Annotated in this window: 25 protein-coding genes; 12 read left to right on the top strand and 13 right to left on the bottom strand. The window is 67.2% G+C overall.

Annotated features, from left to right (window positions below; translation table 11 throughout):
* Positions 1-29 precede the first annotated feature (29 nt).
* The 5 genes from EZ304_RS10605 to EZ304_RS10585 all read right to left on the bottom strand — a co-directional run bounded on the left by EZ304_RS10605 (position 30) and on the right by EZ304_RS10585 (position 5,078).
* Positions 30-914, bottom strand: a complete 885-nt coding sequence (locus EZ304_RS10605; protein WP_142807015.1) for an NAD-dependent epimerase/dehydratase family protein — start codon at positions 912-914, stop codon at positions 30-32.
* The gene (gene panE / locus EZ304_RS10600) at positions 911-1,849 is read right to left on the bottom strand and encodes a 2-dehydropantoate 2-reductase (RefSeq protein WP_142807014.1); all 939 of its coding nucleotides are present in this window, start codon (positions 1,847-1,849) and stop codon (positions 911-913) included. The genes EZ304_RS10605 and panE overlap by 4 nt, the downstream gene beginning before the upstream one ends.
* A 380-nt stretch (positions 1,850-2,229) precedes the next feature.
* Positions 2,230-2,997: a hypothetical protein gene (locus EZ304_RS10595; protein ID WP_142807013.1), complete on the bottom strand. Its 768-nt coding sequence runs from the start codon at positions 2,995-2,997 to the stop codon at positions 2,230-2,232.
* A 324-nt stretch (positions 2,998-3,321) separates the two neighbouring features.
* Entirely contained in the window at positions 3,322-4,113 is a 792-nt protein-coding gene (locus EZ304_RS10590) for an ABC transporter permease (protein WP_099524090.1), read from the bottom strand.
* On the bottom strand, positions 4,110-5,078 hold the full coding sequence (locus EZ304_RS10585; protein WP_099551730.1) for an ABC transporter ATP-binding protein: 969 nt from the start codon (positions 5,076-5,078) through the stop codon (positions 4,110-4,112). Before EZ304_RS10585 ends, EZ304_RS10590 begins: the two co-directional genes overlap by 4 nt.
* Before the next feature lie 85 nt (positions 5,079-5,163).
* On the opposite strand from EZ304_RS10585, the gene EZ304_RS10580 reads away from it, so the two are divergent.
* Entirely contained in the window at positions 5,164-5,913 is a 750-nt protein-coding gene (locus EZ304_RS10580) for a ferredoxin--NADP reductase (protein ID WP_142807012.1), read from the top strand.
* Positions 5,914-6,002: 89 nt separating this feature from the next.
* On the opposite strand, the gene EZ304_RS10575 is transcribed toward EZ304_RS10580, so the two are convergent.
* The 3 genes from EZ304_RS10575 to EZ304_RS10565 all read right to left on the bottom strand — a co-directional run bounded on the left by EZ304_RS10575 (position 6,003) and on the right by EZ304_RS10565 (position 9,224).
* Positions 6,003-7,169: a lytic polysaccharide monooxygenase gene (locus EZ304_RS10575; RefSeq protein WP_142807011.1), complete on the bottom strand. Its 1,167-nt coding sequence runs from the start codon at positions 7,167-7,169 to the stop codon at positions 6,003-6,005.
* Positions 7,170-7,338: 169 nt separating this feature from the next.
* Positions 7,339-8,505, bottom strand: coding sequence for a lytic polysaccharide monooxygenase (locus tag EZ304_RS10570; protein WP_142807010.1), 1,167 nt, complete (start codon positions 8,503-8,505; stop codon positions 7,339-7,341).
* Between the two features lie 233 nt (positions 8,506-8,738).
* Positions 8,739-9,224 (bottom strand): DUF1203 domain-containing protein, encoded by a 486-nt coding sequence (locus EZ304_RS10565; RefSeq protein ID WP_142807009.1) that lies wholly within the window; start codon positions 9,222-9,224, stop codon positions 8,739-8,741.
* Positions 9,225-9,378: 154 nt separating this feature from the next.
* On the opposite strand from EZ304_RS10565, the gene EZ304_RS10560 reads away from it, so the two are divergent.
* The 4 genes from EZ304_RS10560 (at position 9,379) to EZ304_RS10545 (ending at position 14,100) form a co-directional block, all read left to right on the top strand.
* Positions 9,379-10,581 carry a GGDEF domain-containing protein gene (locus EZ304_RS10560; protein ID WP_142807008.1) on the top strand — a complete coding sequence of 401 codons (1,203 nt, stop codon included), beginning with the start codon at positions 9,379-9,381 and terminating at the stop codon, positions 10,579-10,581.
* Between the two features lie 68 nt (positions 10,582-10,649).
* Positions 10,650-12,176: an alpha/beta hydrolase gene (locus tag EZ304_RS10555; protein ID WP_142807007.1), complete on the top strand. Its 1,527-nt coding sequence runs from the start codon at positions 10,650-10,652 to the stop codon at positions 12,174-12,176.
* A complete protein-coding gene (locus EZ304_RS10550; RefSeq protein ID WP_099551723.1) occupies positions 12,173-12,919 on the top strand; it encodes an ATP-binding cassette domain-containing protein in 747 nt (248 codons plus the stop codon). The genes EZ304_RS10555 and EZ304_RS10550 overlap by 4 nt, the downstream gene beginning before the upstream one ends.
* Positions 12,916-14,100: an ABC transporter permease gene (locus tag EZ304_RS10545; protein ID WP_142807006.1), complete on the top strand. Its 1,185-nt coding sequence runs from the start codon at positions 12,916-12,918 to the stop codon at positions 14,098-14,100. The genes EZ304_RS10550 and EZ304_RS10545 overlap by 4 nt, the downstream gene beginning before the upstream one ends.
* A gap of 23 nt (positions 14,101-14,123) precedes the next feature.
* Here the strand turns inward: EZ304_RS10545 and EZ304_RS10540 are convergent, their stop codons facing one another.
* Entirely contained in the window at positions 14,124-14,834 is a 711-nt protein-coding gene (locus EZ304_RS10540; protein ID WP_142807005.1) for a transposase, read from the bottom strand.
* A 100-nt stretch (positions 14,835-14,934) separates the two neighbouring features.
* Positions 14,935-15,732, bottom strand: a complete 798-nt coding sequence (locus tag EZ304_RS10535; protein WP_142807004.1) for an AraC family transcriptional regulator — start codon at positions 15,730-15,732, stop codon at positions 14,935-14,937.
* Positions 15,733-15,809: 77 nt separating this feature from the next.
* Here EZ304_RS10535 and EZ304_RS10530 point away from each other — a divergent pair, with 77 nt between their 5' ends.
* Positions 15,810-16,064: a hypothetical protein gene (locus EZ304_RS10530; RefSeq protein WP_142807003.1), complete on the top strand. Its 255-nt coding sequence runs from the start codon at positions 15,810-15,812 to the stop codon at positions 16,062-16,064.
* 82 nt (positions 16,065-16,146) lie between these two features.
* On the opposite strand, the gene EZ304_RS10525 is transcribed toward EZ304_RS10530, so the two are convergent.
* Entirely contained in the window at positions 16,147-17,151 is a 1,005-nt protein-coding gene (locus tag EZ304_RS10525; protein WP_142807002.1) for an energy transducer TonB, read from the bottom strand.
* 200 nt (positions 17,152-17,351) lie between these two features.
* Positions 17,352-17,972, bottom strand: a complete 621-nt coding sequence (locus tag EZ304_RS10520) for a TIGR00645 family protein (RefSeq protein WP_099551717.1) — start codon at positions 17,970-17,972, stop codon at positions 17,352-17,354.
* Between the two features lie 112 nt (positions 17,973-18,084).
* On the opposite strand from EZ304_RS10520, the gene EZ304_RS10515 reads away from it, so the two are divergent.
* The 4 genes from EZ304_RS10515 to EZ304_RS10500 all read left to right on the top strand — a co-directional run bounded on the left by EZ304_RS10515 (position 18,085) and on the right by EZ304_RS10500 (position 23,752).
* The gene (locus EZ304_RS10515; RefSeq protein WP_142807001.1) at positions 18,085-18,774 is read left to right on the top strand and encodes a glutathione binding-like protein; all 690 of its coding nucleotides are present in this window, start codon (positions 18,085-18,087) and stop codon (positions 18,772-18,774) included.
* 176 nt (positions 18,775-18,950) lie between these two features.
* Positions 18,951-21,176: a S9 family peptidase gene (locus EZ304_RS10510; protein WP_142807000.1), complete on the top strand. Its 2,226-nt coding sequence runs from the start codon at positions 18,951-18,953 to the stop codon at positions 21,174-21,176.
* 25 nt (positions 21,177-21,201) lie between these two features.
* Complete coding sequence (locus EZ304_RS10505; protein WP_099551714.1) at positions 21,202-21,717, top strand: cytochrome c oxidase assembly factor Coa1 family protein; 516 nt, start codon at positions 21,202-21,204, stop codon at positions 21,715-21,717.
* Positions 21,718-21,952: 235 nt separating this feature from the next.
* Entirely contained in the window at positions 21,953-23,752 is a 1,800-nt protein-coding gene (locus tag EZ304_RS10500; protein WP_142806999.1) for a DUF885 domain-containing protein, read from the top strand.
* Between the two features lie 199 nt (positions 23,753-23,951).
* Here the strand turns inward: EZ304_RS10500 and EZ304_RS10495 are convergent, their stop codons facing one another.
* On the bottom strand, positions 23,952-24,434 hold the full coding sequence (locus EZ304_RS10495) for a hypothetical protein (protein WP_142806998.1): 483 nt from the start codon (positions 24,432-24,434) through the stop codon (positions 23,952-23,954).
* A 184-nt stretch (positions 24,435-24,618) separates the two neighbouring features.
* Between EZ304_RS10495 and EZ304_RS10490 the strand changes: the two genes are divergently transcribed.
* A complete protein-coding gene (locus EZ304_RS10490) occupies positions 24,619-24,867 on the top strand; it encodes a hypothetical protein (protein WP_005411548.1) in 249 nt (82 codons plus the stop codon).
* Between the two features lie 122 nt (positions 24,868-24,989).
* On the top strand, positions 24,990-25,907 hold the full coding sequence (locus EZ304_RS10485) for a bestrophin family protein (RefSeq protein ID WP_099551711.1): 918 nt from the start codon (positions 24,990-24,992) through the stop codon (positions 25,905-25,907).
* Positions 25,908-25,919 lie beyond the last annotated feature (12 nt).

Below are 25,919 nucleotides of genomic sequence, written 5' to 3'. Positions count from 1 at the left end.
CACGATTGATTGCCGGCCAGCGGCCGGCACTACCCGATCAGGTCGCGCAGGCCTTCACGGTAACTCGGAAACCGTGGTTCCCATCCCAATGCTTCACGCGTGCCACGACTGTCGATGCGCTTGTTGCTCTCGTAGAAGCGCCGCAGCGTCGGGCTCAGCGCCGGATCATCCCAGGCCACGGCAGGCGGCAGCGCGAACCCACCCAGCTGCGCGGCGAAGGCCAGTACGTCCTGCGGTGGCGCCGGCTCGTCGTCACTGGGCAGGTACAACCCTTGTGCGGTGGGGCGCTGCATCGCGGCGATGATGACCGCCGCCAGGTCCTGCACATGCAGGCGGTTGAACACCAGCCCGGGCCGCACCACGTGGCGTGCACGCCCCTGTGCCAACTGCATCAGCGCATTGCGGCCCGGCCCGTACAGGCCGGGCAGGCGGAACACCGCCGAGGCGATGCCGTGTTGTCCGGCCAGTGCGCGCCATTGTGCTTCCGCGAGCAAGCGCTGCACGCCGGCCGCTTCAGTGGCATCGGCCGCGCTGCGCTCGTCGATCCAACCGCCGGCGCGGTCGGCATACACCGAGGTCGACGACAGATAGCCGACCCAGCGCAATGCCGGGCTGGCCCGCAGCGCGGGCAACAGCAGGCGCAGTGCCGGGTCACCCCTGGCATCTGGCGGCACGCTGCACAACACGGCGTTGGCCTGCGCGATTTCCTCGAGCAGGGACGGCGAAGGCGAGGCGTCGGCATGCAGCCGGTGTCGATGCAGGCCATCGTTGGGCGCCGCTGCCGGATCACGCACCGTCCCCGCAACCTGCACGCCGCGCGCCTGCAGCTGCGTAGCCAGCACGCACCCACTCCAGCCCAGGCCGAGGATCAGCACCCGCGCCGGCAGTGCGTTGGCCTGCAACGCGAAGCTCACGCGCTGCGCAGTGCCTGGTAGGCCTGCAGGCTGCTATAGGCGACCTGCAGCAGCAGGGCTTCCTGATCGGCCTTGCGGGCACGCGCCAGCATGTCGCCGACGATCTGCTCGGCTTCGACCTGCTGGCCTGATTCCAGGTCGCGCAGCATCGAGGCCTTCAACGCAGAGCCGGACTGGGTCAGGGTGCCGCGCGCGGTGTCCTGTGCGGCTTCGGGAATCGGCTCACCGGCGGCCTCGGCCACGGCCAGGCACTCGTCGTACAGGCCACGCACGATCGCCTCGCCATCGCGGGTAGCGACGATGGTGCCGATGTCGGCGCGCAGCAGGCAGGTGGCAGCGGCCAGCGCGGTCAGGAAGGTGTACTTGACCCACTGTTCCTGGCCGATGCGTTCGCTGGCCAGGTGATCAAGACTGGCCTGTGCGCAGGCGGCGGCGAAGGCACGGACGCGCGCGGAGATCGCGCCGCCATCGCGCTCGCCGAAGGTGAGCTTGGCTGGCTTGCCCAGATGCAGCACGGCGCCGTCAGTGGCCTTGGTGGCGCTGATGAAGCACAGGCCACCCAGCACCGCCTCGCGGCCGAAGCGCAGGTCCAGTGCGTTGTAGTGGTGCAGGCCGTTGAGGATTGGCAGCACGGTGGTGTTCACACCGACTGCCGGCGCGATGGCATCGATCGAACTGTCCAGGTCATAGGCCTTGCAGCTGAGAATGACCAGATCGAACGGCTTCTGCGCGGCGAGGGCTGGCAGCGCGTCGGCGGTGACGTGCTGCACCGGGAAGCGGGCATCGCCGATGGGGCTGCGGATGACCAGGCCATCGCGATCCAGCTGCGCTGCGCGGGCGGGGCGCACGAGGAAGGTCACGTCCACGCCGGCCTGGGCCAGGCGACCACCGAAGTAACCGCCGGTACCGCCGGCGCCGAGGATCAGGATGCGCATTGCAGGTTCACCGTGTTCTGGGGGAATCAGAACTGCGATTGTGCCGGAGATTGCGGCCAACGGCGGAGCACCTCGTGGTGGTTCGCGGAAAGCACTGTTCATTGGGGTAGGCCGGGCGGGTAGGCCGCGCAGGGGACGCTGCAAGTACGTCCCTGTAAGCTCGGTCGCCGCTTGCTCGCGTGCGCTTTCCTGCGCACACGGCAAGACCGGGGTTGGGCGTCCTGCCCAACCCGCCCGAGGCATGCCTCGGGCCCATGCGGCTCACGCCCCTGCGCAACCTACCCGCCCGGCCACGGACATGTTCCGGGCGCGGCCACCACGGAAAGCAGATCAAGAGCGGAAGCGGGTCGCTCGCTGCGCCCGCTCGTGTAGAGCGGTGCTCAGGGCAGTTGTTCGCTGAAGTCTTCGGTGTAGCCCAACAGCAGTGTGGTGCGGGTGGCCAGGGTTGCAGCCAGTTGTGACCAGGTGTCATCCGTTCCTGCGGCATAGGTGTGCTGCAGATCCGCGACCAGAGCACTCGCTTCTGCAGGCAACGGCGCGCTGTCGCGCTGGAAGCCCAGCCACGACGCGCCAAGCCCGAACAGACGGTAGTCGTATCGCTCCTGCAGGTGCCGGATCAGGGCGTGATTCTGGAAGGGGTCCCAGTCCGCGCTGAAGTAACCGTTGGGCAGGGCGGCGATCAGCAGGTCATCGCGGTCCACGGGCACCTGCTGCACGCAGACCACATCGTCGACGATGTGGCCCGGTGTGGCATTGGCCGCGACCAGTGCCTCGATGTCTGCGTCATTGCACATCAGCGTGCCCGCCAGCGCGCTCCATTCCAGTCGATGAGAGGAATGCTCGAGCTGCGCGACGACATGCGCCAGCAACCGCCCGCGTGCCGCCAACGCATCTTCGGGGGTTGTCGGGTCCTCGTCCTCGTACAGCGCGATGCGTGCGTCGTCTGACGCGTGCATGCTGGTGTAGCGGCACTGGCCGGCGTCATCGAGCGTGCATAGATAGCGATACCGAGGATCAGCCGCGTGCTGTGAGGCCAGGTATTCCAGCACCTCCTCCAACGTGGGCGAATCGCCCAGCAACGCATGGCTGAAGGCATCGATGGGGCCGTCCGACACGGCCTTGTCCAGCGGAATGGAAGTGATGTTCATCGCCACAGCCTAGCCGCAATCCCGAACGAGAAGAGCGGAGCATCGACCTTACCGTGAACGCTCCATCCACGCATGGCGTGGATCTACAGTGTCGACCAAGGTCGACACCCACCAACAGCAGCGGCAATCTGTCGAAGGCGGGGTGGGTCCGGTTGCGGGGGCGTGAGCCGCATGGATGCGGCGACCGAGCCTCCATGGACGGATTCACGGCGTCCCCCGCAACCGGACCCACCCCGCCATCCCCCGGATAGTCAGCTTTTGCCGTTGAAGTTGACGTTGACGTTGATTCGGCGGGTGCAGGGCCGCAGGCCCTGCACGCAGAACTCAGCTGCGCATGCCCACGCCACGGCGCAGCAGCCACAGCGCCAGCGCCGTCAGCACCACCACGAAGCCGATCATCAGGCCGTATGCCACCGGCAGCGGTACGTCGCTGCTGCCCAGCAGGCCATAGCGGAACGCGTTGACCATGTAGAAGATCGGGTTGGCGTGCGTGGCCGCCTCGGCCCAGGTCGGCAGCAGCTTCACCGAATAGAACACGCCACCCAGGTAGGTCAGCGGGGTCAGGATGAAGGTCGGCACGATCGCCACGTCGTCGAACTTCTTGGCGTACACCGCGTTGATGAAGCCGGCCAGCGAGAAGATCGTCGCGCCCAGGATCACCGTGGTCAGCATCACGATGGGGTGCGGAATGCGCACCGGGGTGAAGAACATCGCGATGATGAGCACGATCACGCCCACCATCAGGCCGCGCAGCACAGCACCGGCCACGTAGCCCCACAGGATCACCCAGTTCGGCATCGGGCTGACCAGCAGTTCTTCCACGTGGCGGCCGAACTTGGCGCCGAAGAACGAGGAGCTGATGTTGCCGTAGCTGTTCTGGATCACGCTCATCATCACCAGGCCCGGCACGATGAACTGCATGTAGCTGTAGCCGCCCATGTCACCCACGCGCGACCCGATCAGGTTGCCGAAGATCAGGAAGTACAGGGTCATGGTGATCGCCGGCGGCACCAGGGTCTGGCCCCAGATGCGCATGATGCGGGCGACTTCGCGGCGCACGATGGTCATCAGCGCGACGCGGTTGCGCTGGCCGTCGGTCAGCTCGGTGGTGCTCATGCGGAAGTCTCCAGGTTGCCGGTGAGGCGCACGAACAGCTCCTCCAGGCGGTTGCTCTTGGTACGCATCGAACGCACGCGGATGCCAGCCTCGTTCAGCGTGGCGAACACGCGGTTGAGGTCCATCGCGCGCGGCATGTCGATGTCCAGCGTGTGCGGATCGGGGGCGGTCAACGTCGCGCCTTCGATCACCGGCAGCTGCGCCGGCAGTTCGCCATCGATGTCCAGCAGGAAGCCTTCCACGTCCAGCTTGGCCAGCAGGGCGCGCATCGGGCCCTGCTCGACGATCTGGCCGTGGTTGATGATTGCCAGGTGGCGGCACAGGTACTCGGCCTCTTCCAGGTAGTGCGTGGTGAGGATGATCGTGGTGCCGGCGGCATTGATCTCCTTCAGCACGCGCCACATGTCGCGGCGGATCTCGATGTCCACGCCGGCAGTCGGCTCGTCCAGGATCAGCAGGCGCGGGCGGGTCATCATCGCGCGCGCGATCATCAGCCGACGCTTCATGCCGCCGGACAGGGTGCGACTCATCACCTGCGCCTTTTCCCACAGATGCGCACGCTTCAGTTCCTCTTCGGCACGCTTTTCGGCTTCCTCGCGCGGCACGCCGTAGAAACCGGCGTAGTTCACCAGGATGTCGAAAGGTTTCTCGAACAGGTTGAAGTTGATTTCCTGCGGCACCAGGCCGATCAGGCGCATGGTGGCGCTGCGGTTGCGCACCAGGTCGCTGCCGAACACTTCCACCTGGCCCTCGCTGAGGTTGACCAGGGAGCTGATGATGCCGATCAGGGTCGACTTGCCGGCACCGTTGGGGCCGAGCAGGGCGAAGAAGTCGCCCGGGGCCACTTCCAGGGAAACCCCCTTCAGGGCCTGGGTGCCGTTGTCGTAGGTCTTGCGCAGGTCGCGCACGCGCAGGGCGGGCGCCGTATCGTTCTGGGATGCCAAGCTCGAAGCCTTCGCGCCCATGGGCTGGCGCTGGAGAGGGGGCGGGGAGGGGCTATTATAGAAGACCCCGAGGGCTTGCCCCGGCTACACACTGTCCCGAAAAGTCGTGCCTGTTCAATTCCCCCTCAAGCTGGTCGGCTGCCGCATGCTGGCCCCGACCGTCGGCCACTACCAGTTCGTGCGTGACGATGGACAGCCGCTGGATTTCCAGCCCGGCCAGTTCATCCAGGTCCATTTCAGCTACGCCGACGGCACCGAAACCAAGCGCAGCTACTCGCTGGCGACCATCCACGACCACGCGCTGGGCCCGGGCGAGGCAGTGGATATCGCGGTCAGTTTCGTGCCCGGCGGCGCCGCCACGGCGCTGTTCGAGGCGCTGGAGCAGGGCGGCCAGATCAGTGCGTCCGGCCCCTATGGCCGGTTCTGCCTGAATCCCGGTGATCACAACGCCCGTTACCTGCTGATCGCCACTGGTACCGGCGTTACCCCGTACCGCTCGATGCTGCCGCTGCTGGAAAAGGCCATGGCCGAGCGCGGTGTGCAGATCGTGCTGCTGCAGGGCGCGCGCAGCCCGGGTGAGCTGCTGTACAGCGAAGATTTCTACAGCTTCGCCGAAAAACATCCGAACTTCCGTTATGTGCCGTGCCTGTCGCGCGAACTGCCGGCCGATCCGCACCCGGACGTGCAGCACGGCTACGTGCAGCAGGCCCTGGCTGGTTTCTCGCCGGACCCGGCCACCGACATCGCTTACCTGTGCGGCAACCCGGACATGGTCGATGCCTGCGCCGAGCTGCTCAAGGCGGCTGGCCTGGGCAACCCGCAGATCCGCCGCGAGAAGTACGTCAGCAGCAAATAGGTCCGGCTGGTGCCGGCCGCTGGCCGGCAACCCCACGACGCCTGGAAATACCCACCGGAGGCGGCGTCATGCCGCCCCCGGTGCCTGCCTCAGTACGCGATCCAGGCATCCCGCCAGGCGAACCCGGTGCCCGGGCGGTAGGCATCGGCATTGATGTTGCACCAGGCGCCTTCCGGGAACGGGCGGCAGGCGTACAGCGTGCCATCGGTGCCCTTCACCACGGTCTCGCCAGGCTTGTAGCTGCCGATACCGGCCGGGTACACGAAATCGTAGTCGCCGCCCGGCGGATCGATCGGGCCCGGCCCCGGAATCCGGGTTTCCAGTTCGAAGCGGTTGCCCGGCTTGAGATAGACACGGTTCCCGGTCGCCGACGCCACCGGCGTGATGACGCCGTTCCTCATTACACCCACCCGGGCGTGCTGGGCGCTGCCGTTGACCTTGCGCGCCAGCGCCAGCGGCCACTGGTCTGCAGCGGTCTGGCCGGCGGCCAGGGTGATTTCCGGACGTTCCAGATCGTTGCCGTTGGCGTTGAACACGCGCAGGGTCACCGTGGTGCCTGCTTCCAATGCACCGCGCGCGGTGACCGGGCCGGCATCCTGCCATTGCGGCGGCGGGGTGACGCCATCACCGTCTTCGAAGCGCACATCCACACAGGTGTAGAAGGCTTCACCCGAATCCGAGCGCTGCCAGGTGTTGTAGATGATGTGCTGGCCGCTGCGCTTGGGCAGCGGGCAGTCCAGCTTGTAGACACCGCCCTCGGACAGCGGCACGTTGCCCAGCGTGCAGAACGCTTCCAGGTCCGACCAGCGCAGACCGTCGCTGGCCTTCCAGCCGTCACGGGTGACGTAGAACTTCCACTCGCGGGTGGCGTGCGGTGCCGGTGCAAGGAATTCAAAGGTGTACCGGCCGCGTGCATCGGCGCGGATCGGCGAGGTCGGCCAGTCGCTGCGGTTCAGGTCGAGGCCGCGGAACTTGCTGTTGCCACCACTGCACAACTGGCTATCCGGAACGACGGCCTGATGGTTGCCGTGCGCGGCCGCCTGGTTGACGCCGTTCCAGTCATAGAACGGCTGCGCGCCACCAATGGCCTTGGCCGCAGCGCAGGCCGGGTTGGTCGGGTTCTCCGGGTTGCCCTCGTAGCACTGCTTCACGCGGCTGAGCGGCTTGGACATGGTGCCGTGGGCGAAGGCGCCGCCGGACAGGGCCAGGCCAGCGATGGCGGACAGCGCGAGCGCGGCCCGATGGGACAGATGCATGGAGATCTCCTCTGGAAGGGTGGAACTGCCGGGAGGAGTCTTCACATGCGAACTGACGATCACCATAGGAACAGTACGAAACTCGCGGCCGCGAAATTGCTTCTGCGCAGTCGTACCCACTTCCTGCAGGCGAGAGGCGATGCAGTGGCACCGCCTCTCGACCGTATGATCAGTACGCGATCCACGCATCCCGCCAGGCGGCACCCACGCCCGGCCGGTATGCCTCGGCATTGACGTTGCACCAGGCACCCTCCGGGAACGGGCGGCAGGCGTACAGCTTGCCGTCGGTGCCCTTCACCACGGTCTGGCCCGGCACGTAGCTGCCGATACCGGCGGGGTACACATGGTCGAAATCGCCGCCCGGCGACGGCGTGCCCGGGTCCGGCACCTTCGTGTCGAGCTGGAAGCGGTTGCCATCCTTCAGGTACACGCGGTTGTCGGTGGCCGAGGCGGTCGGCGTGATCACGCCATTGGCGAGCACGCCCACGCGCGCGTGCTGGGCACTGCCATTGACCTTGCGGGCAAGCACCAACGGCCACTGCGCGGCCGCCGTCTGGCCGCTGGCCAGCGTGGCCTCAACGCGTTCCACGTCATTGCCGTTTGCATTGAACACGCGCAGCGCCAGTGTAGTTCCCACCGGCAACTCGCCGCGCGCGGTGACCGGGCCGGCATCCTGCCACTGCGGTGCCGGCGTGGTGCCACCGCCCTGGAAGCGCACGTCCATGCAGGTGTAGAACGCTTCGGTCGAATCCGAGCGCTGCCAGGTGTTGTAGATCACGTGCTGGCCGCTGCGCTGCGGCAGCGTGCACTGCAGCTTGTAGGTGCCATCGGCCGACAGCGGCGTATTGCCCAGTGTGCAGAATTCCTGCAGGTCGGCCCAGCGCAAGGGGCTGCCCGGTTGCCAGCCTTCGCGGGTGACGAAGAAGCGCCAGTCACGCGTGGCATGCGGCGCGGTGGCCTTGAACACGAAAGTGAACCTGCCATTCGCGTCGGGCTGGATCGGCGTGGTCTGCCAGTCACTGCGGTCCACGTCCAGGCCGCGGAAGGTCGGGTTGTTGCCGCTGCACAGCTTGCCATCGGGCACCACCGCCTGGTGGTTGCCATTGGCGTTGGCCTGGTTGATGCCATTCCAGTCGTAGAACGCCTGCGAGCCGCCGATCGCCTTGGCGGCGGCACAGGCTGGATTGGTCGGGTTCTCGGGATTGCCCTGGAAGCAGGCGTAGACGCGGCTGACCGGCGTGGTCATGGTGCCGTGGGCGGCCGCAGTGCCGGCCAGGCTCAGGCCTGCGGCGGCGAACGTGGTGGCCAGCAGCAACGGTGTGGATCGGAATGACATGGCGCATCCTTGTGGTCGTCGAAAGGGAACGGTGACCGCAGGAGTTGCGCTGCGCAGCGGACTTGCGGCGGCACCACAGCGAGTATCGAGTCGTGGTGCGGGCGGCGGAACCATGGAAGTGCCGATCCGTGACTGTGCATGTGAAGCCCTTCCCGCAGGCTTCACGTGGTGCTGAACGGATGCGCCAATGGTCACGTGATCGGCGTGCCGTCGATCACGTCATGGAGGTGGCATTACGTGGCGTTGATGCCAACCCGATCTGCCTGGCATGAGAAACAGCCGTGTGCCGCGTTGTGCAGCTGGACAAAGGCCACCGCTGGATCGGCGAAGATAGTGTCCAGCTGCGTGGCGACCTCGGTGCCGGCGCAGACCTGCGCACTGCGCATCAGCGCCGCTGCGTCATAGGCGCGCAGCGAGATCAGGCGGCGCTGCACATAAGGTGGCACCTCCCCGGCGGGCAGTACGCAACGGGTCACGCCGCGCTGCACGAAGATCGGGCCGGAGGCGCGATAGGGCGAGTGCAGCGGCAGGTGCACATGGGACAGCAGGAGCAGTTCGCTGCCGCGGGGAGGATCGCTCAGGCTGATCCGGCAGGGGTGTCCTCCCGAATCACCTGCCCAGCGACGCTGGATTCCCAGTGCAGCGAGCGCGTTGTCACTCATCTCGAACAGGGGCAGGAAGGGGCGGTGGTCGATGCCACCGAGGTACCACGCGTGCATGGGCGTCTCCTTGGTTTCCCGCGGATTCTGCGCATGCGCCGGCCGCCATGCTCGCCGTTTTCAGACCCCGCATCACCCTCGAGCCGAGGAACGCCGCGGGAATCGCGCTGCAAGGCGCTAAGATGCGCGCGCCGCCCCGGCCGACGAGCGCTGCATGTCACTGGATTTCCGCACCATCACCGTGCTTGGCTTCCTGCTCTGCATCGGCATTGCCGTGGGGTTCTCGCTGCTGCTGGTCGTGCTGCGCGGGCAGCCGGTGCTGCGCCAGTGGACCGCCAGCCTGTGGCTGCTCACCCTGGGCGTGACCCTGCTGGCGCTGCGTCCCTATCTGCCACTGGCACCGGCGGTGCTGGCCGGCAATGCAGCGATGGCCGGGTGCGCGCTGATGATGCTGCGCGGCGTGGCGCTGCACCTGGAGCAGCCGTTGCCGCTGTGGCGGCCGTTGTTGATGGCGGCCGCGTTCATGGCCTGCATCTTTGCCTTCCTGGTGCCATGGCCAAACCTGGGCGTGCGCCTGCAGGTGTTCAGCGTGTTCGCGCTGGTTGTCGATGGCTGGATCGCCTGGCTGCTGCTGCGGCATGCCCCCGTGCAGCAGCGCACCAGCTGCCGCCTGGCGGCGGCAGTGTTCCTGGCCGAGGCGGCCCTGTACGCGGTGCGCCTGTTCCTGCCAGTGGCACCCGATGCCGGTGAGGACATCATGCGCACCGGTTCGCCGATGTTCGTCACCTACATTGCCGGTGTGATGCTGGAACTGGCGCGGTGCTTTGCGATGGTGCTGCTGCTGGTCGAACGCATGCTGGTCGATCTGCGGCGTGCGGCGCGCACCGATGGCTTGACCGGGCTGCTCAACCGCAGCGCGGTGCTGGCCGATGGTCAGGCGCAGTTGCAGCGGCTGCGCCGGCAGGGCCGGCCACTGGCCCTGTTGCTGGTCGACGTCGATCACTTCAAGCAGATCAATGACCGCTGGGGCCATCTGGCAGGTGACCAGGTACTGCGCCATTTCGCAGCGCTGCTGCAGCGCTGTGCACCGGGCCACGACGCCCTGCTGGGCCGTTACGGTGGTGAGGAGTTCGTGCTGGTGATGGCCGGCAGCACGCAGGGCGATGCAATGGCAGGGGCCGCAGCGATCCGTGCCGCTCTGCAGCGGTGCCCGGCGCGCCTGGCCACCGGACCGGTGACGGTCACCGCCAGCATCGGCCTGGCCATGGACGGCGGCCATGGCGACCTGTCCACGCTGCTGGCAGCGGCGGATGCGGCGCTGTACCGGGCCAAGGCCGCAGGCCGCGACCGCCTGGCCTGCGCCACGCCGGCGGAGATTTCGCGTCTGCCCATCGCCGACGACGCCGTGCCCGTGTAAGTTGAGTCACATCTTCCGCGGCAGCCCGTCGTGGTTGCCAGGAAAGTCCTCCAGGGGAAACGAGCACGATGCAAAGACACCACCTCGCGCTGGCCGGAATGCTGGCCAGCCTGATGCTTGCCGGTTGCAGCCAGTCACCGTCACCCGGCGCCGAAGGCGCCAGTGATGGTCCCAGTCGCCGCTTCGGCACGATCGACTTCCAGCCCTGCACGCTGTCCACTGAGGGCGCCAGCGCCAACGTGGAAGCGCAGTGCGCCACCCTGCAGGTACCGGAGGACCGGGCCCAGCCCGAAGGCCGACGCATTGGCCTGCGCATCGCCTGGCTGGAATCGGGCAGCAGCGGCTCCAGCCAGCCCGACCCGGTGTTCTTCCTGGCCGGTGGCCCCGGCCAGGCCGCCAGCGAAGTGGCGGTCATCGTCGATACCGCGCTGCGCCAGGTGCGCAAGCAGCGCGACATCTTCCTCGTCGACCAGCGCGGTACCGGCGGCTCCAACCCCCTCAACTGCCTTGGCGCGGATGGCAAGGAGCTGGCCATGGACGAGGATGCCGCACCCACGGAAGCCTCGCTGCGCGATTACGCCGAGCGCTGCGCCGCCTCGCTGCAGGGGCGTGCCGATGCGCGCTTCTACACCACCAGCGAGGCGATTGCTGATCTGGATGCGGTGCGTCAGGCGCTGGGCGTCGAGCGCATCAACCTGGTCGGCGGCTCCTACGGTACCCGCGTGGCCCAACGCTATGCCGGTGCCTATCCACAGCACACGCGCAGCATCGTCATCGATGGCGTGGTGCCGAACGAGCTGGTGGTGGGCGGCGATTTCGCCACCACGTTCGAGGATGCGATCGCCCTGCAGTCGGCGCAGTGCCGCAAGGATGCCGCCTGCAGCAAGCGCTTCCCGACCGACACCCGTGCGCAGCTGCGCAGCGTGGTCGAGACCCTGCGCCGCGCCCCGGTCTCAGTGGAGTATCGCGACCCCGGCACCAACCAGACCCGGCAGGATGTGCTGAGTCCGGACAGCGTGATCGGCCTGGCGTTCGCCTTCTCCTATGTGCCGCAGTATTCCTCGCTGCTGCCGCTGGTTCTCGATGAAGCCGCGCACGGCCGCTACGCACCGCTGGCGTCGCTGGCACGCGGTGCGAACCGCAGCATGGATTTCCAGATCAACCGTGGCATGCAGTGGTCGGTGATCTGCAGCGAAGATGCGCCGCGCTACCACGCGCCGGCCGAGGATCCCGAGCGCCTGTTCGGCAACGACGTGGCCAGTGCCTTCTTCGCCGCCTGCCCGGTTTGGCCGCACCGGCCGGCACCGGCAGCCAATGCCGTGCCGCTGCGCAGTGACGTACCGGCGCTGCTGCTGTCCGGTGAGCTGGACCCGGTGACGCCGCCGCGCTATGCCGAGCAGGTCCTCAAGGGCCTGCCCAATGGACGCACGCTGGTCGCACGCGGCCAGGGCCACGGCACGCTGGCGGCTGGTTGCATGCCGCGCCTGCTTGGCCAGTTCATCGACACGACCGATGCCAAGGCGCTGGATGCCGGCTGCCTGGACACGCTGAGCTATGTGCCGGCGTTCACCTCGTTCAACGGATGGGAACCATGATCGTCGCCGACAACCTGCACAAGGCTTTCGACACCCGTACGGGCCGCATTCAGGCGGTCGCCAACGTCGGCTTCCGCGCCGAGGATGGCCGCATCACCGGCCTGCTGGGCCCCAATGGTGCCGGCAAGACCACCACCATGCGCATGCTGTACACGCTGATGACGCCCGACCAGGGCAGCATCAGCGTCGATGGCATCGATGCAGCGCGCAACCCGGTGGAGGTACGCCGCCACCTGGGGGTGCTGCCCGATGCGCGTGGCGTGTACAAGCGCCTGACCGCGCGCGAGAACATCGCCTACTTCGGCGAACTGCATGGCCTCTCGGCCCAGCACATCCGCGAACGCATCGAGGTGCTGTCGCATGCCCTGGACATGGGCGACATCCTTGATCGCCAGACCGATGGCTTCTCGCAGGGCCAGCGCACCAAGACCGCGATTGCCCGCGCGCTGGTACACGACCCGCGCAACGTCATCCTCGATGAACCCACCAACGGCCTGGACGTGATGACCACCCGCGCGCTGCGCCGGTTCCTGCTGGGGCTGCGCGAGGAAGGCCGCTGCGTGATCCTGTCCAGTCACATCATGCAGGAGGTGGGTGCGCTGTGCGATCACATCGTGATCATCGCCAAGGGCACGGTGATGGCCGCCGGCAGCGCCGATGAACTGCGTACGCAGGCCGGCGAATCCAACCTGGAAGATGCGTTCGTGAAACTGATCGGCAGCGAAGAGGGCCTGCACGCATGAGCATGATGTCGACCCTGATGACGGTGATGCGCAAGGAACTGCGTGATCTTTCCCGTGATCGCCGCACGCTGCTGTTGACCCTGCTGTTCGGGCCGCTGCTGTACCCGGTGCTGCTGCTGGGCATGGGCAAGCTGGCTGAGAGCCGGGTGCGCACCCAGATCGAACAACCGCTGCAGATTCCGACCATCGGTGCGGACAACGCCCCCAATCTGGTGCGTTTCCTCGCCGCGCAGGGGCTGAACACCGCTCCGGCACCGAAGGACCTGGCCGAGGCCATCCGCAGCCAGGAGATCGACGTGGCGCTGCGCATCAGCGATGACTTCGGCAAGGACTGGGCCGATGGCAAGCCGGCGCTGGTGGAGGTGATCAAGGACAGTACCCGTCGCGCCGCAGAAGTACCCAGCGCGCGCCTGGAGGCGGCACTGGCGACCTACAACGGCCAGGTCGGTGCGCTGCGCCTGATGGCGCGTGGCATCGACGCGCAGGTCGCACGGCCGCTGGACGTGGCGCGCCAGGACCTGGCCAGTGCCGAGGCCAAGCGCGGCATGATCCTGTCGATGCTGCTGCCGGTACTGCTCACGCTGACCTCGTTCATCGGCGGTGCCTATCTGGTGATGGACGCCACCGCCGGCGAGCGTGAGCGACAGTCACTGGAGCCGTTGCTGGCCACACCGGGCTCGCGCAGCGCCATTGTCAGCGGCAAGATCGCGGCCGCCTGCGTGGTCGGGTTCGTGTCGCTGCTGCTGACCCTGGTGGCGTTCAAGGTGAGCGCACAGATCGCGCCCGGCAACATCGGCCGCCAGTTCAACATGAACGTCAGTTCGATGCTGCAGATGCTGCTGGTGATGTTGCCGATGCTGATGATCGGCACCTCGCTGCTGACCTTCCTGTCGGCCGCGGCCAAGAGCATGAAGGAAGCGCAGAGCCACATGACCTGGCTGATGCTGTTGCCGATGATGCCCGGCTACGCGCTGGTGGCCTATCCGCTGAAGAGCGAGCTGTGGCAGTACGCCGTGCCGTTCCTGTCGCAGAACCAGATGCTGCTGAAGGTGATCCGCCACGAGACGATCACGCCGGCGGTCTGGGCCATCTATCTCGGCGCCAGCCTCGGCCTGGCCGCCGTGCTGTGGTTCGCTGCCGTGCGTCGTTACCACAACGAGCGCCTGGCCATCTCCGGCTGACCAGAAAAAGGGGACGGAGGGGATTAAGTCGTTTCTGCCTCTCCTGTCCCCTTCTTTCGAGGCCGCTCCGGCCTGCGCAGCTCCACGGAACGCCCCAGCGTTTCTTCCACCATCCGCAGGAATGCGGTGTCTCCCAGAGGCCGCTGTCTGGCGCTGTGGGCGCGGATCACTGGCACGTCTGCCGAGGCATTTGCGTCCTTGAGGAACTCCGCATACAGCGTTGCCCTGCGGTGTTGGGTTGGCGCCAGTGACTGGAATGCAGGATGCGGCGTCAGCAATGGATCATCGCGGCGCTGCAGGTTGCCGTGCACGCTGGACCATGGATGGTCTTCGGCGGCAATGGCAATTCCGGCACGAACGGGATTGCGTTCAATGTAGCGGTATACGCTGAGAAGGTAGGCATCGCTGTCGACCATCGATGAATGAAAACGCCCTTGCCAGAGGGGGCCGCTGCGTTCATGGCGCTGGTTGAACGCCTGCACGTAATTGTTCCCCTGCATGCGCATGGCGTCTGCCAAGCCCTGGTGGGTGGAAGGTGTCGCCAAAAGATGGATGTGATTGCCCATCAGTACGTACGCGTGCAGCGCGACGCGATGCTTCATGAAGGCGCCGTGCAACAAACGAAGGAAGAGCTGACGGTCGATGTCGTCAACGAAGATGGCCCCCTTGTTCACACCGCGCTGGGTTACGTGATAGGGCTGGCCTGCCAGCATCAGGCGCGCTTGTCGAGGCATGGGCACTCTGGTCTGTAGCGGGTCTCCAGCGTGCAGCTACCACCACCGCAGAAGACATCAGGCGAAGCCGTCAGCGTGTGTAGGGCGGGGCAGAAGCGACTTAATCCCCTCCGTCCCCTTTTCCGTAGCGCGCAGGCGTCACGCCCATCTCGCGCTTGAACACGGCGATGAACGCACTGGGCGTGTCGTAGCCCATCGACAGTGCAACGCCGATCACCGGCTCACCCGCCAGCAGGTGTGGCAGCGCCAGCAGCACGCGCAGTCGTTGCCGCCATTGGCCCAGCGTCATGCCGGTCTCGGCCAGCCAGTGGCGGGCCAGGCTGCGGCTGGACAGGCCGCTGCTCGCGGCCCAGTCGTCGACGCTGCGGTTGTCGTGCGGCGCGCGAGCCAGCGCGGCGGCGATCCGGCGCAGGCGGCGGTCGCGCGGTTGTGGCAGGGCCAATGGCAATGGCGTACTGCTGGCGATCTCATCGGCGATCACACCGGCCAGTTGTGCCTGTGCAGCATCCAGCGGCCGATGGGGCCATTGCAGCGCACGTGCTGCCGCCGCCTGCAGCAGCGCATCTGGCTGGAAGATGCGTGGTGTGGCGGGCAGACCCAGGCAGGCCTCGGCGTTGAAGTACAGGCTCCAGCCATCGAACCCGTCTGCGCCCAGCAGCGCGTGGGGCAGCAAGGGCGGTATCCAGGCGACGTGACCTGCGGGCAGCAGCCAGTGCAGGTCGTCGGCGGCGATCCGCAGCAGCCCCTGGTGCGCACCCAGTAGCTGCCCACGCGCATGCCGGTGGCGGCCCGTGCGACGCACACCGCACTGGCGCAGCCGGGCCGCCAGCACCACCGGTCCGTCGGAGGCATCGGCCAACGCGGGGTCGAGCAATGCGATGGTTGTCTGATCTGCCATATCGATTGGCAGTTATACGGCAGAAACGTCGCGTCCGGGCCCCGACACTGGAGCCCACTTCAACGGAGCGCTTCCCCATGCAGCCACAGGACATTCTTCCCGACCATCAGAACGACGTGCAGGTGAACGGTCTCACCGTGCGCAAGGGCAGCGTGGGTGCTTTCCTGGCCAGCGCCCGCGACTGGCAGGATCCGGCCAGCGATCCTGCCACACGCGCCACTGCTGAAGCCGACCTGCGTGCGTTGCTGCCGGGCCTGCACGCGCTGGGCCTGTTCCAGGTGCTGGCGGCGCGCGATCCGGCACTGCAACGCCTGATCGATGGAGTGGCCTGAAACGGACAAGGCCCGGACATGCCGGGCCTTGGCGTCATTGCAGGGGCAGAAACGACTTAATCCCCTCCGTCCCCTTTTTCGTTCAGTTGTTGCCCGGCGCGAACACCAGCGTACGGCGGGTGGTCACCGGCGCGCTGACCGGCTCGAAGCGCCAGCGCTTCACGGCGTTCAGGGCTTCACGATCGAACACGCGCCCCGGCGTCGCGCGCAGCACGCGAGCGTTCACCACCGAGCCGTCGGTGCCGACGGTGATCTCCACCAGCACTTCGCCGGAGGTTCCCGAGCGCAGCGCTTCGCCTGGATAGCGCGGCGCCGGTGTGCTGACCGGGCGCAGGGTGGGCGCTGCGGGTGCGGCGGCCTGGCGTGCGGCGCTGGCCTGCTGGGCGGCGGCCTGCTGCTGCTTCTGCTCGGCTTCGCGGCGGGCGGCGGCCTGGCGCTCGGCTTCCTGGCGTTCGTTGTCGCGGCGGGCGGCATCCTGCTGCGCGGCGATCTGCTTGGCTGCGTCGGCTTCCTTGGCGCGCTGCTCGCTCAGGCGCTGCTGCTCGGTCTGCTGCTTGCTGCGGTCCTCGGCGTCCTTCTTCGCCTTCTCGGCTTCCGCTTCGGTGCGCTTGGCTGCGTTCTGCACGCCCTTGGCCAGGCCGTCCTTCAGGCGCGGCAGGGCCGGCGCGGAGGCATCCACCTTCTCGATCAGTGCCACCAGGCGCTGCGCCTCGGTGTAGTCCTCGCGACCCAGGTGCTGTTCGGCGGCGATCAGGGTGTAGGGCAGCAGGTCGGTCAGCGCGCTCTTCACCGAGGCGTCGTCCGGGGTCTTGTCGCGCAGGGCGAGGTAGTACTCGATGGCGTTGTCGCCGGCCGGCGCGTACATGCGGTTTTCGCGCAGGGCCTGGCTGGCCGACTCACGCAGCTGCTCGGTGCCCATCGACTGCACCTTGGCGGCGACCACCGGTGCGGCCGGTGCAGCGGCGGTGGGTGCGGCGGCCGGGGCCGGTGCTGCGGTTTCTTCCTTGCCCGAGCAGGCGGCCAGTGCCAGTGCCAGGGCAACCGGCAGCCACCGGCGCGCGGCGGTGATCGTTGAGACGTGCGACATCCTGCTCCCCTCTAGAAGACGACGTGACGTAAATCATTGATATGCATGGCCGGGACCTGCGGTCCGGGCGCGGCAGGGTGACGTTTCCCGACGCCACCGCCGGCAACGGCGAGGGTGCAATCTAGCATCCCCGCCACCGCCACGTACAAGGGCGGTGGCAGGGAAGGGCAACGGCGACCAGGCCGTTGCCGGCGCCGACCTCAGTGGTCGTGCGCCTTGTCGTGCGACTTGCTGTGGCTGTTGGACATCAGCTTGTCGGTCCAGGCGATGCCGATCGCCGACAGGATGAACACGCAGTGGATGATGGTCTGCCACAGCACGCCTTCCTGGGTCAGCATCGAGCAGCGGGCGACACCGATGTTGGCGGCGGCCACAGTCATCTGCTCCGGCGTGCACAGCGGGATGCCATTCAGCGCGCCACTGGCGATGAAGGTCTTCAGCAGGTGGATCGAGGAGATGCCGATGATCGCCATCGCCAGCTTCACCTTCAGCACGCTGGCGTTGACGTGGCTCAGCCATTCCGGCTGGTCCGGGTGGCCTTCCAGGCGCAGGCGCGAGACGAAGGTCTCATAGCCGCCGACGATCACCATCACCAGCAGGTTGGAGATCATCACCACGTCGATCAGGCCCAGCACGATCAGCATGATCTGCTGTTCACCCATCGAGGCGGAATGCGAGATCAGGTGCCACAGTTCCTTGCCGAACAGGAACACGTAGACGCACTGCGCCACGATCAGGCCCAGGTACAGCGGCAGCTGCAGCCAGCGCGAGGCGAAGATCAGCGTGGACAACGGGGAGAGCGGCGGGCGGTTTGCACTCATGCGGGGGATGCTGCGTTTCGGGGGAGAGGCGAGGTTACCGGCCCGCCATGACGGTGCCAACCCAACTCACGCACTAGACTTCAGGTTCCTTTCCGCACCCCGAGCCGACGCCATGATCGACCTGTATTACTGGCCCACCCCGAACGGCCACAAAGTGACCCTGCTGCTGGAAGAAACCGGACTGGAATACCGCATCCACCCGGTCAACATCGGCTCGGGCGACCAGTTCAAGCCGGAATTCCTAGCCATTTCGCCCAACAACAAGATGCCGGCGATCGTCGACCAGGCCCCGGCCGATGGCGGCGCCCCGCAGAGCGTGTTCGAATCCGGTGCGATCCTGCTGTACCTGGCCGAGAAGACCGGCCGCTTCCTGCCCAGCGACCCGCGCGGCCGCGTGACCACCCTGGAATGGCTGTTCTGGCAGATGGCGGGCCTGGGCCCGATGAGCGGCCAGATGGGGCATTTCAATGTGTATGCGCCGGAAAAGATCCCGTACGCGGTCGAGCGCTATGACAACGAAGTGCGCCGCCTGCACGGGGTGATGGACAAGCGCCTGGCCGAGCATGCCTTCCTGGCCGGCGACGAGTACACCATCGCCGACATGGCCAGCTACCCGTGGATCGGCGCCTACGACAAGCTGCCGGTGGACTTCGCCGCCTTCCCGAACCTCAAGCGCTGGCACGAGGCCATCGCCGCGCGCCCGGCCACCCAGCGCGCCTATGCCCTGCGCCAGCAGGTGAACCCGAACGCCGGCAAGCCGCTCAGCGACGAGGAGCGCAAGCACCTGTTCGGCCAGCGCTGACCCAGGACAGCGTCATCCACGCATGGCGTGGATCTACCGGTGGTGGGTGCCGACCCTTGGTCGGCACGCTTCATGGGCAGAAGGTCATGCTGCCTTCCCGCACGGGCTTGGTTAGGATGGGGGACAACCGCCCGGCGCCCGCCGCAGGGCGGACCTGCCGTTTGCCGGGATCCTCCATGCGCCACCTGTTCGCTTCGCTCGCCCTCATGCTCGCCACCACAACCGCCGCCCACGCTGAAAAGCTGACCCTGGAAGCCATCACCGGCCCGTTGCCGCTGTCCGGCCCGACCCTGATGAAGCCCAAGGTGGCGCCGGACGGATCGCAGGTCAGCTTCCTGCGCGGCAAGGACAGCGACCGCAACCAGCTGGACCTGTGGACCTACGACATCGGCAGTGGCCAGACCCGGCTGCTGGTCGATTCCAAGGTGGTGCTGCCCGGCACCGAGACCCTCAGCGATGAGGAAAAGGCCCGCCGCGAGCGCCAGCGCATCGCTGCGATGACCGGCATCGTCGATTACCAGTGGTCGCCGGACGCGCAGCGCCTGCTGTTCCCGTTGGGCGGCGAACTCTACCTGTACGACCTCAAGCAGCAGGGGGCGGCGGCCGTGCGCCAGCTGACCCACGGTGAAGGCTTCGCCACCGACGCCAAGCTGTCGCCCAAGGGCGGCTTCGTCAGCTTCATCCGCGGCCGCAACCTGTGGGTGATCGACCTGGCCAGCGGCAGGCAGCTGCAGCTGACCCGCGACGGCAGCACCACCATCGGCAACGGCGTGGCCGAGTTCGTCGCCGACGAGGAAATGGACCGCCACACCGGCTACTGGTGGGCGCCGGATGATTCGGCGATTGCCTTTGCCCGCATCGACGAATCCCCGGTACCGGTGCAGAAGCGCTACGAGGTCTATGCCGACCGCACTGACGTGATCGAACAGCGTTACCCGGCCGCCGGCGATGCCAACGTGCGCGTGCAGCTGGGCGTGATCGCACCGGTTGCCGATGCGCAGCCGCGCTGGGTCGATCTTGGCAAGGAACAGGACATCTACCTGGCCCGCGTGGACTGGCGCGATGCGCAGCACCTGAGCTTCCAGCGCCAGTCGCGTGACCAGAAGCAGCTGGACCTGGTGGAAGTGGCACTCGACTCCAACCGCCAGCGCGTGCTCGCCCACGAAACCAGCCCGACCTGGGTGCCGCTGCACAACAGCCTGCGTTTCCTCGATGATGGCAGCGTGCTGTGGTCGTCCGAACGCACCGGTTTCCAGCACCTGTACCGCATCGACAGCAAGGGCAAAGCCACTGCGCTGACCCACGGCAACTGGCCGGTGGACGAACTGCTGGCGGTCGATGAGAAGGCCGGCAAGGCCTACTTCCGTGCCGGCATCGAGAGCTCGCGCGAAAGCCAGATCTACGCGGTTTCGCTGCAGGGCGGCGAGCCGCAGCGCCTGTCGAAGGCGCCGGGCATGCACAGCGCCAGCTTTGCGCGCAACGCCAGCGTCTACGTCGACAGCTGGTCCAACAGCAGCACGCCGCCGCAGATCGAACTGTTCCGCGCCAATGGCGAGAAGATCGCCACCCTGCTCGAGAACGACCTGGCCGATCCCAAGCATCCGTATGCGCGCTACCGCGATGCGCAGCGCCCGGTCGAGTTCGGCACGTTGATGGCTGCCGATGGCAAGACCCCGCTGAACTACAGCCTGATCAAGCCGACCGGTTTCGATCCGTCCAGGCGCTACCCGGTGGCGGTGTACGTCTACGGTGGCCCGGCCAGCCAGACCGTTACCAACAGCTGGCCCGGCCGTGGCGATCATCTGTTCAACCAGTACCTGGCCCAGCAGGGCTACGTGGTGTTCTCGCTGGACAACCGTGGCACCCCGCGTCGCGGTCGTGATTTCGGCGGCGCGCTGTACGGCAAGCAGGGCACGGTGGAAGTGACCGACCAGCTGCGTGGCGTGACCTGGCTGAAACAGCAACCGTGGGTGGATCCGGCGCGCATCGGCGTCCAGGGCTGGTCCAACGGCGGTTACATGACCCTGATGCTGCTGGCCAAGGCGTCGAACCAGTACGCCTGTGGTGTGGCCGGTGCGCCGGTGACCGATTGGGGCCTGTACGACAGCCACTACACCGAACGCTACATGGACCTGCCGGCGCGCAATGAAGCGGGCTACCGCGAAGCGCGCGTGCTGACCCATATCGACGGCCTGCGTTCGCCGCTGCTGCTGATTCACGGCATGGCCGACGACAACGTGCTGTTCACCAACTCGACCAGCCTGATGAGCGCGTTGCAGAAGCGTGCCCAGCCGTTTGAGCTGATGACCTACCCGGGTGCCAAGCATGGCCTGTCCGGCGCCGATGCCCTGCATCGCTACCGCGTGGCCGAAGCCTTCCTGGGGCGTTGCCTGAAGCCTTGATCCAGCAACGGGAAGGAGCCCGCCGATGACCCTGCCACCGCCGATTCCTGCCCATGACCCGGCATCCGCCGGTTGGTGGTGCCGCCACTGGCGCTGGGCGATGCCGTTGATGGTGGTGCTGGTGCTGGGTGGGGCCGGTGGCGTGGTGACCTGGAGCGTGCTGCGCTGGAGCGAGGCCGCACGCGAGAGCCCGCCGATGCGCGAGGCGCTGCGGCGCGCGGGTTGCAGTATCGACCTGGTGGGAGCGTTCGGTGAGCCGCTGAATATCGAGTCGATGCCGCTGGGCAGCATGCAGACTGCGATCAACGGCCAGCGTGATGTCGGCCTGACCGTGGCCCTGGAAGGACCGCATGCGCATGGCCGGTTGTTCGTGCAGGGCACCCGTCGCGATGACGTGTGGGACTACCCGGTGATGTACGTGCTGGGCGAGGACAAGCAGACCTTCGACCTGACGGCGCTGGATGATGATGAGGCTGCACACGAATGCGAACTGCAGGCCTGCCGTGATCGCGGCGAATGCCCGCTGACCGCCGCGTTGTGACCTCCGAGGGCAGGCGACTGCGGGACGTCGACTGGGTTTACACAGTTGGTCGACCGCTCTTCGATCAGATGGCGAAAACCCCCGCGCTGCGCGCGATGGTCGACTGACAGTCGACTCTACCCCCGGCAGGTTTCCGCGGAGCCCGTCCGCACAACCCGGTCGCCGTGACCTCCAGCCGATTGTCGCCATCGCTGTGAGCGCGTAGGGTGCGGGCAACCCTTTGCTGGAGTGTCCCATGAAGCCGATTGCATTGGCCGTTGCCCTGGCCCTGACCGCCGCACCGCTGCTGTCCGCACCGCCGGCGCTGGCGGCACCCGCCACCAAGGCCGCTACCCCGGCCAGCCCGGCCTGGGTCGCCCGCAGCAATGCGCTGGCGCAGATCCTGCTGGATGCGCAGGGCCCGTTCCAGCCGGAGGAAACCGGCTTCTTCGGCGTGCCCGGCTATGACGACAAGGTGGCCGACCTCGGCCCGGACAACGGCAAGCGCTACCGCGCTGCCATGGCCAAGGCACGCGACGAACTGAAGGCAAAGTTGGCCGCCGAAAAGGATCCCAACGTCCGCCAGGACCTGGAGATCATGATCCACGCCGCCAACCAGAACATCGAGGGCAGCGAGCTCAACGAGAAGTACCTGCTGCCGTGGAGCGACGCACCGCAGACCGTGTTCAGCGGCCTCAACCTGCTGCTGTCCGACCAGGTGCCGGCCGAGCGCCGGGCCAAGGCGCTCGATCGCCTCAAGGCCTATGCCGGCCTGCAGCCGGGCGGCACCGCCTTCACCACGCTGGCGCGCCAGCGTTACGAGGAACGACTGAAGGACAGCAGCCTGCTGCAGCCGACGAAGATCGAAGTGCAGCAGTCGCTGGACAACGTCGAGACCTACGTCACCGGCATCGAGTCGCTGCTGAAGAAGTACCAGATCACCAGCGCCGATGAGGCGATGAAGACCTTGGCCGGGCAGATGAAGGACTACGCCGCCTGGACCCGCAGGGAGGTGCTGCCGAAGGCACGTGCCGACGCACGCCTGCCGGCGCCGCTGTATGCCTACCAGCTCAAGCAGGTCGGCATCGACATCGATCCGAAGCTGCTGATGCAGCGTGCGCAGCTGGAGTTCATGGAAACCCGCTCGGCGATGCAGCAGCTGGCACCGCTGGTGGTGAAGGACAAGGGCCTGAAGGTGGCTGATCCGAGCGACCCGGTGGCGGTGATCCGCGCGCTGAAGGCCGACAAGATCGCCGACGATCAGCTGGAAGGCCACTACCGCAAGGTGATCGATGCGATCGATCCGCTGATCCGCGAGCACGCCATCGTCGATGTGCCCAAGCGCGCCATGCAGATGCGCCTGGGCTCGGCCGCAGAGAGCGCGGCCAGCCCGGCCCCGCACTTCCTGCCGGCACCGCTGGTCAACAACACCGGGCAGCAGGGCACCTTCGTGCTGCCGCTGGGCAACCCGGCCGCGGGCCCGGGCGCGCAGTACGACGACTTCAACTTCGGTGCGGCAGCATGGACGCTGAGCGCGCATGAAGGTCGCCCCGGCCACGAGCTGCAGTTCACCGCAATGGTCGAGCGCGGCGTGTCGCTGGCGCGCACCATGTTCGCGTTCAATTCGGTGAACGTGGAAGGCTGGGCGTTGTACGCCGAAGCCGAGATGGTGCCGTACGAGCCGCTGGACGGGCAGATGATTGCCCTGCAGTTCCGCCTGCTGCGCGCCGCGCGCGCGATGCTTGACCCGATGCTCAACCTCGGCCTGACCGACCGTGCCAACGGCGAGCGCGTGCTGATGGAGCAGGTCGGCCTGTCCAAGGCGATGGCCACCCAGGAACTGGACCGCTACATGGTGCGCATGCCGGGTCAGGCCGGCAGCTACTTCTACGGCTATACCCGCATCCTGGAACTGCGCATGCAGACCGAACTGGCGCTGGGCGCGAAGTTCGACCGCCTGGCGTTCAACAACTTCCTGCTCGACCAGGGCCTGCTGCCGCCGGACCAGCTGGCTGACGCAGTGAACAAGGTGTTCGTGCCGAAGTACAAGCGCTGAGCATCTCCGGTAGTGCCGGCCGCTGGCCGGCAATCGCCGTTGGTAGATGCCGACCTCGGTCGGCGCCGCGGGTTTCGTGCCAACCAAGGTTGGCACCTGCCAGAGCGATGCGTCGGTTGTTGCAGGGGTAGTGCCGGCCGCTGGCCGGCATTGCCCTGGCGCAGGAAGGATTCCTGAGGTTGCCGGCCAGCGGCCGGCACTACCCGCGGTGACGCAGCTGCGTCACCGCTGCGGGGTGATCACCTGTGTCGGCAACCGCGCCGGGGGGGGCCGGATTCGGCACCCAGATGGCGACGCCGGCGGCGCGCTTCTGTGTGGTCGGAATCCCGATGCCGACGCCGCCACCAACGTGCGAGCCGAAGGTGCCGGCGCCCACCGACATGCCTACCGGCGAACCGCTGCTGCCCACGCCCATCAGCACCACGCCGTTGGCGCCCAGTGCCGCCGCTTCACGCTTCAGGCGTGCCACCGCGGCATCGGTCTGGCCCTGGGTGCCGAAGCCGACGGCGGAAGCCGATTCCAGCTGGGCGATTTCCTGGGAGCCGGCCGGTGGCGTCGAATAGATCTGCACCAGCGCCGGGTCGATCGGTGCGCGGGCGCGGCCCAGCATCACCTTGGAGGTGCTGGCACAGCCGGCGGCGACCAGCAGCATGGCCGCCAACGCGGCCCAACGGATGTTCATGGCACTACCCCTGCAGGACTGGTTGCGATGATCGGCGGGCCACTCTGAATCGGCGCCAACACCCGGGCCAGGGCACGCACGACTGCACGCTAGCACGGGTCGGGTGACAACCCTGCCAATGGCAGTAGGCGGCAGCAATGGGAACGATTATGGTGGGGCCAGGAACCAACTGCGGGAGAGCGGCATGGGTGTGATCAGTCTGTTGTGGGGCGTATTGGCGCTGTTGTGGATGATCCTGGCGTTGATTCCGCTGCTGGGCTGGGGCAACTGGTTCCTGATCCCGTTCGCCGCGGTCGGTGCGGTGATCGCCGCGCTGGGCATCCTGTTCACCCACCCGAGCAAGCGTGGCCGGGCGTGGGCCGGGTTGGTCCTGAACGGCATCGTGGTGGTGGTCGGCATCCTGCGTCTTGGCCTGGGCGGCGGCGTGGTCTGAGCCCGGTCCCGGGTGCGACAGGGCGTCGCAGGCACACGGCCGACGGCCGGGCGGGGGCGTACAATGAATGGCTGCGCGAGCCCCCCGCGTGCCTGTGAATCCGCGCCCGGCGCGGCTGCCCCATGATCATCCGACCCCGTCCCCACGGCTGGCAACTGCTGTACATCCTGCGCGGTTCGATCGTCAAAGCGATCGCGCCCAAGGTGCTGGCCATCCTGATCCTGTCCATCGCCGTGGCCGCGGTGGTCGAACTGGCGCCACCCACCGGCATCGAACGCGTTTCGGTCACGCCGTTCACCCTGCTGGGCCTGGTGCTGTCGATCTTCCTCAGCTTCCGCAACAGCGCCTGCTACGAGCGTTGGTGGGAAGGCCGCAAGCTGTGGGGCCAGCTGGTCTACGAATCGCGCTCGCTGGCGCGCCAGGTCAACCTGCTGCTGGCCGATGACGCCGGTCGCCGTCGCCGCATCGCCTACCTCACCACCGCGTTCGCCCATGCCCTGGCCGGACGCCTGCGCGGGCGCATCGTGGCGCTGATGGCCCTGCCGTGGCTGGACAAGCGCCAGCGCGAACAACTCGGTCAGCGCGAGAACGTACCCGACGCGCTGCTGTCGATGATCGCGGCCGAACTGGCGCAGGCCCTGCGCGCCGGTGACCTCGACCCGATCCTCTACACCCAGCTGGAAGAACGCCTGCACGCGATGTCGTCGATCCAGGCCGGCTGCGAGCGCATCCTCACCACCCCGCTGCCGTTCGCCTACACCCTGCTGCTGCACCGCTGCGCGTGGATGTTCTGCGTGCTGCTGCCGTTCGGCCTGGCCAGTTCGCTGGGCTGGGGCACGCCGGTGCTGTCGGCGGTGTTGGCCTATGCCTTCTTCGGCCTGGACCAGCTGGGCGAAGAAATGGAAGACCCGTTCGGCCTGGAACCGAACGACCTGCCGCTGGACGCGCTGGTGCGCACGATCGAGATCGACCAGCTCGACGCGCTCGGCGAACGCCCATTGCCCGAACCCCTGCTGCCGCAGGGTTACCTGTTGCAATAGCCACTCCTCGGA

It is taken from the genome of Stenotrophomonas maltophilia, assembly GCF_006974125.1.
GTDB lineage: Bacteria > Pseudomonadota > Gammaproteobacteria > Xanthomonadales > Xanthomonadaceae > Stenotrophomonas > Stenotrophomonas maltophilia_O.
The sequence above is the reverse complement of the archived record's forward strand: the minus strand, read 5'-3'. Positions and strand labels throughout refer to the sequence as shown.

Coding starts and splice junctions, on each gene's coding strand:
- EZ304_RS10500 (WP_142806999.1), top strand. CDS start 21,953: ATGAAGCCGATTGCATTGGCCGTTGCCCTGGCCCTGACCGCCGCACCG.
- panE (WP_142807014.1), bottom strand. CDS start 1,849: ATGCGCATCCTGATCCTCGGCGCCGGCGGTACCGGCGGTTACTTCGGT.
- EZ304_RS10540 (WP_142807005.1), bottom strand. CDS start 14,834: ATGCCTCGACAAGCGCGCCTGATGCTGGCAGGCCAGCCCTATCACGTA.
- EZ304_RS10550 (WP_099551723.1), top strand. CDS start 12,173: ATGATCGTCGCCGACAACCTGCACAAGGCTTTCGACACCCGTACGGGC.
- EZ304_RS10535 (WP_142807004.1), bottom strand. CDS start 15,732: ATGGCAGATCAGACAACCATCGCATTGCTCGACCCCGCGTTGGCCGAT.
- EZ304_RS10515 (WP_142807001.1), top strand. CDS start 18,085: ATGATCGACCTGTATTACTGGCCCACCCCGAACGGCCACAAAGTGACC.
- EZ304_RS10490 (WP_005411548.1), top strand. CDS start 24,619: ATGGGTGTGATCAGTCTGTTGTGGGGCGTATTGGCGCTGTTGTGGATG.
- EZ304_RS10560 (WP_142807008.1), top strand. CDS start 9,379: ATGTCACTGGATTTCCGCACCATCACCGTGCTTGGCTTCCTGCTCTGC.
- EZ304_RS10555 (WP_142807007.1), top strand. CDS start 10,650: ATGCAAAGACACCACCTCGCGCTGGCCGGAATGCTGGCCAGCCTGATG.
- EZ304_RS10525 (WP_142807002.1), bottom strand. CDS start 17,151: ATGTCGCACGTCTCAACGATCACCGCCGCGCGCCGGTGGCTGCCGGTT.
- EZ304_RS10590 (WP_099524090.1), bottom strand. CDS start 4,113: ATGAGCACCACCGAGCTGACCGACGGCCAGCGCAACCGCGTCGCGCTG.
- EZ304_RS10505 (WP_099551714.1), top strand. CDS start 21,202: ATGACCCTGCCACCGCCGATTCCTGCCCATGACCCGGCATCCGCCGGT.
- EZ304_RS10520 (WP_099551717.1), bottom strand. CDS start 17,972: ATGAGTGCAAACCGCCCGCCGCTCTCCCCGTTGTCCACGCTGATCTTC.
- EZ304_RS10595 (WP_142807013.1), bottom strand. CDS start 2,997: ATGAACATCACTTCCATTCCGCTGGACAAGGCCGTGTCGGACGGCCCC.
- EZ304_RS10575 (WP_142807011.1), bottom strand. CDS start 7,169: ATGCATCTGTCCCATCGGGCCGCGCTCGCGCTGTCCGCCATCGCTGGC.
- EZ304_RS10485 (WP_099551711.1), top strand. CDS start 24,990: ATGATCATCCGACCCCGTCCCCACGGCTGGCAACTGCTGTACATCCTG.
- EZ304_RS10530 (WP_142807003.1), top strand. CDS start 15,810: ATGCAGCCACAGGACATTCTTCCCGACCATCAGAACGACGTGCAGGTG.
- EZ304_RS10585 (WP_099551730.1), bottom strand. CDS start 5,078: ATGGGCGCGAAGGCTTCGAGCTTGGCATCCCAGAACGATACGGCGCCC.
- EZ304_RS10495 (WP_142806998.1), bottom strand. CDS start 24,434: ATGAACATCCGTTGGGCCGCGTTGGCGGCCATGCTGCTGGTCGCCGCC.
- EZ304_RS10545 (WP_142807006.1), top strand. CDS start 12,916: ATGAGCATGATGTCGACCCTGATGACGGTGATGCGCAAGGAACTGCGT.
- EZ304_RS10570 (WP_142807010.1), bottom strand. CDS start 8,505: ATGTCATTCCGATCCACACCGTTGCTGCTGGCCACCACGTTCGCCGCC.
- EZ304_RS10565 (WP_142807009.1), bottom strand. CDS start 9,224: ATGCACGCGTGGTACCTCGGTGGCATCGACCACCGCCCCTTCCTGCCC.
- EZ304_RS10510 (WP_142807000.1), top strand. CDS start 18,951: ATGCGCCACCTGTTCGCTTCGCTCGCCCTCATGCTCGCCACCACAACC.